Consider the following 4,345-nt stretch of genomic DNA (forward strand, 5'->3'; position numbering starts at 1 on the left):
CGGCGTTCGAAACGGGTCCGTCGCGCAGCGGAGAACGCCACATCGGCGAGATCCGGCTCCGCGCCGCCACGGGACTCCAGCCAGTCGGCGAGGCGAGCCGCGTTGTCCCGCAACGCACCCTGATCCCGGCCCGACACCACCACCGGCACCACAGGCAGCCGGTCACTCCGATCCTCCGCAGGCGCCTCCGCCACCGGCGGGGCCTCCTCCAGCACCACATGCGCATTCGTCCCACTCAGCCCGAACGACGACACACCTGCCCGGCGAACACGCTCGCTCTTCTGCCAGGGCCGCTCCTGCTGGAGCAGGACAAGGCCGCTGTCGTCCCACTCGACATGGGGGCTGGGTTCGTCGGCATGCAGGGTCTGCGGCAGTGTCTCGTGCTGCAGGGCGAGGATCATTTTCATGACGCCGATCACTCCGGCGGCGGCCTGCGCGTGTCCGAGGTTCGACTTCGACGATCCCAGGAACACCCGGTGTTCGCCGAAGACTTCGGTGAGTGCGCCGGCCTCGATCGGGTCGCCGAGGGAGGTGCCGGTGCCGTGTGCCTCGATCGCGTCGATGTCGGCGGGAGTGAGGCGGGCGGCGGCCAGGGCGTCCTGGATCACGCGCTGCTGGGAGGGTCCGTTGGGGGCGGTCAGGCCCTGGCTGCGGCCGTCCTGGTTCACTGCCGAGCCGCGGATCACGGCCAGGACGCGGTCACCGTCCCGCTCGGCCGCCGACAGCCGCTTCAGGAGGACGACACCGCAGCCCTCTGCCCAGCCGACGCCGTCGGCAGATGCGGAGAAGCTCTTGCAACGTCCGTCGGGGGCCATGCCTTTGAGGCGGCTGAATTCCACGAGGAGCGAGGGGGTCGACATGACGGTCACGCCGCCGGCGAGGGCCAGGTCGCACTCGCCCTGCCGCAGCGCCGTGGCCGCCAGGTGCAGGGCGACGAGGGAGGAGGAGCAGGCGGTGTCGATGGTGACGGCCGGCCCTTGCAGGCCCAGCGCGTACGACACACGGCCCGATACCACGCTGCTCGCGTTGCCGGTCTTCACGTAACCGTCGAGGGCGTCGAGGTCGTGGCCCTGATGGTTGCCGTAGTCGGTGCTCATCGTGCCGAGGTAGACGCCGGTGCGGCTGCCGCCGAGCGTGTCGGGGCGGATACCGGCCCGCTCCAGCGCCTCCCAGGACGCCTCCAGCACCAGCCGCTGCTGGGGGTCCATCGACTGCGCCTCACGCGGACTGATGCCGAAGAACGCGGCGTCGAAGTCCTCGACACCGGTGAGGAATCCGCCCTCGCGGGCATAGCTCTTGCCCACAGCTTGGGGGTCGGGGTCGTAGTAGTCCAGTCCGTTCCAGTGCGACGGGGACTCCCCGACGGCATCCCGTCCTTCGGCCAGCAGTTGCCAGAAACCCTCGGGGGTGTCGATGCCGCCCGGCAGTCGGCACGCCATCGACACGACCGCGATCGGCTCGTGGAAGCGGGCCTCGAGATCCGCCGCGCGCTTCTGGAGGAGGCGGATGGCGGGCAGGGCACGTTCCAGCTGAGCCTGATTCGAGTTAGTCATCTTTGCGGTTCCCTCAACAAACGTCAGCGGAAAATCGGGGTGGCGTCTTCGTGGCGGAAGGCGGCGGGTCAGTCGCCTGCGCCTGCGGCTTCCAGGAAGGCGTTGAGTTCGGCGTTGATGTCGTCGACCGACCGCTCTTCCAGGCGGGGCGCGCCGGAGGGGCGGGGGGTGGTGGCGGAGGGGTCGGCGGTCCCGTCCCCGTTCTCTCTGTTCGCGAGGTCGACGAGCATGTCGAGCAGGCCGCTCCGGTGCAGCTGGTCGGCGGACACGCGCTGCAGGACCCAGTCCAGTACGGCAGGGGGGCTGTCGGGGGACGGTTCTTGCCTGTCGGCGTCGGCGGTGATGTCCAACCGGTCGATCACCAGGTCCGTGATGGCGCCCGGGGTCGGGTAGTCGAACACCAAGGTGGCGGGCAGGGAGGTGCCGGTGGCCGCGGCGAGCCGCCTGCGCAGTTCCACCGCCATCAGTGAATCCAGGCCCAGTTCCTTGAGCACCTGGTCCGGTCGCAGGCCGGAGACGTCGCTGATGCCGAGGACCGCCGCCAGTTCACCGAGGACGACCTGCTGGACGTGCTGTGCACGCTGCGCCTCCGGCAGGGCCGTCAGCTCGTCGCGCAGGGACGACGGCGCGTCGCTGGTCCGGTCGGCTGCCCGGCGCAGTTGGGGTCGGACCAGTCCACGGAGGAGGGCAGGGAGCGCACCGTTCGTCTCCGCTTCCCGCCGGACCGCCGCAAGGTCGAGGACGGCCGGTACGAGGTGGCTGTCCTTGCCCTGGAGTACCCGGTCGAGGAGCCGCAGTCCCTGGTCGACGGGCAGCGGGGCGATGCCCTGGCGGCGCATCCTGGCGAGTTCGGCCTGGCCGAGGTGGGCGGTCATGCCGGTTCCGGCCTGCTGCCACAGGCCCCAGGACAGGCTGGTCGCGGCAAGCCCTTGGTTGCGGCGGTGGGTGGCGAGCGTGTCGAGGGCCGTGTTGGCGGCGGCGTAGGTGCTCTGGCCGGCGGTGCCCAGCACTCCGGCGGCGCCGGAGTAGAGGATGAACGCGGCGAGGTCGCAGTCCAGTTCACGGGTGAGGTCGTGCAGGTGGAGTGCGCTCTCGGTCTTGGGAGCGAGGACATCGGTGAGACGGTCGGGGTTCTGGTCGGCGAGGAGTCCGTCGTCGAGGACGGCGGCGAGGTGGAACACGCCGGTCCACGGGTGAGCGGTGTCCGCGCCGGTGAGCAGGGCGCGGACCTGGGCACGGTCGGCCACATCACACGCGACGACCTCGACCCGGTCGGCACCCGCTGCGGTCAACTCCCCCACCAGGTCGGACACACCGGGCGCGTCGGCACCGCGGCGGGACGTCAGCACGAGACGCCGCACGCCGTGCTCGTGAACCAGGTGGCGGGCCAGGGCCTGGCCCAACTCCCCCGTACCACCGGTGATGAGCACCGTCCCGGCAGGATCGAGGGCACGGGCCTGCGCGTCGACATCAGCGGATGCCCGGACCAGACGGGCGGCCAGGATGCGGCCTGCGCGGACCATCAGTTCGGGCTCGTCCGCCACGGACAGGGCCGACGTCAGGTCATCGGTGTCGGTGTCGATCAGGCGAATCACCCGCTCCGGGTGCTCACTGCGTGCCGAACGCACCAGACCCCACAGCGATGCCTGCGCCACACTCGTGGCGTCCTCGCCGACCGCACCACAGGTCACCAGCACGATCTCGGCTGTGTCGCCGGGCAGGGCTTGCTGCAGTTCGGTCAGACCCCGTCCGGCGACCTCCGTCACCGAACCCGACCAGCCGCGTGCGTCGATCACCAGCCGGTCTGCGTCACGCGCCGGCGGCGAACCGGCCGGGACTGGCTGGAACTCCACCCGGTACAGGTGGTCGACGGATGTCGCGGCACGGATCTGTTCGGCGGTCACCTCACGCAGGTCCAGACGACCGGACACGACCGGCCTGCCGGCCGCATCGGCGGCCCACAGCCGCAGAGACGTACCGGACGGATCAAGGTCCGCGCGGACACGCAACTCGCTGCCGCCGACCGCCGACAGTTCCACCTGCGCCCACTCCACCGGCAGCAGCGCACCCTCCAACCGCTCCCGCGCAGCCGCCGACCCCTTGAGCACATGCAACGCCGTGTCGAGGAGCGCCGGATGGATGCCATACCCGTCGGTCGAGGCGTCTTCGGGCAGGCGGACCAGACCGTAGGCGGTGTCGCCGTCACGCCACAGTTCGCTCAGACCCCGGAAGGCCGGGCCGTAGGCAATGCCCTGCTCGGCGAACCGCTCGTAGAAACCGTCCAGATCCACCTGCTGCGCGCCGGGCACCGGCCACTGCGCCAACGCCTCGAAGCCGTCCGAGGCGGGGACCGGTGCCTCGCTCAGCTCACCGGCCGCATGCCGGGTCCACTCCCCGTCGTCACCACGCCGGCTGTAGAGCGCAAACGGACGACGCCCATCAGGTGCGGGTGCACCCACCGTCGCCTGGAGACGCAGTTCGCCCTCCTCCGGAACAACCAGGGCCTCCAGGAGAGTCAGTTCCTCCACCCGGCCCGCACCCACGAAATGACCGGCCGACAACGCCAGTTCCAGCAGCGCCGTGCCGGGAACGATCACCGTGCCGAACACCGCATGATCGGCCAACCACGGAAACACACGCAGCGAGACACGACCACTGAACACATGGCCCTCACCATCGGCCAGCGCGGTCACCGCACCCAGCCACGGATGCCCCGCCGCCTCCAACCCCACCGACGTCACGTCGCCGCCCGAGGTGGACACCTGCTGCCAGAAGCGTTCGCGTTGGAAGGC

The 4,345-nt window shown here is 70.6% G+C and carries 2 protein-coding genes; both read right to left on the reverse strand.

Features of this window, described 5'->3' with window-relative positions:
- Positions 1-1,553, reverse strand: a 1,553-nt coding sequence (locus tag ACFYV1_RS33585) for a type I polyketide synthase (protein ID WP_389399447.1), incomplete at its 3' end; no start/stop codon positions are given.
- A gap of 68 nt (positions 1,554-1,621) precedes the next feature.
- A partial coding sequence (locus tag ACFYV1_RS33590) for a type I polyketide synthase (protein ID WP_389399448.1) occupies positions 1,622-4,345 on the reverse strand: 2,724 nt, incomplete at its 5' end.

Origin of the sequence: Streptomyces sp. NPDC003023 (assembly GCF_042888225.1) — a bacterium.
Taxonomy (GTDB): Bacteria; Actinomycetota; Actinomycetes; order Streptomycetales; family Streptomycetaceae; genus Streptomyces.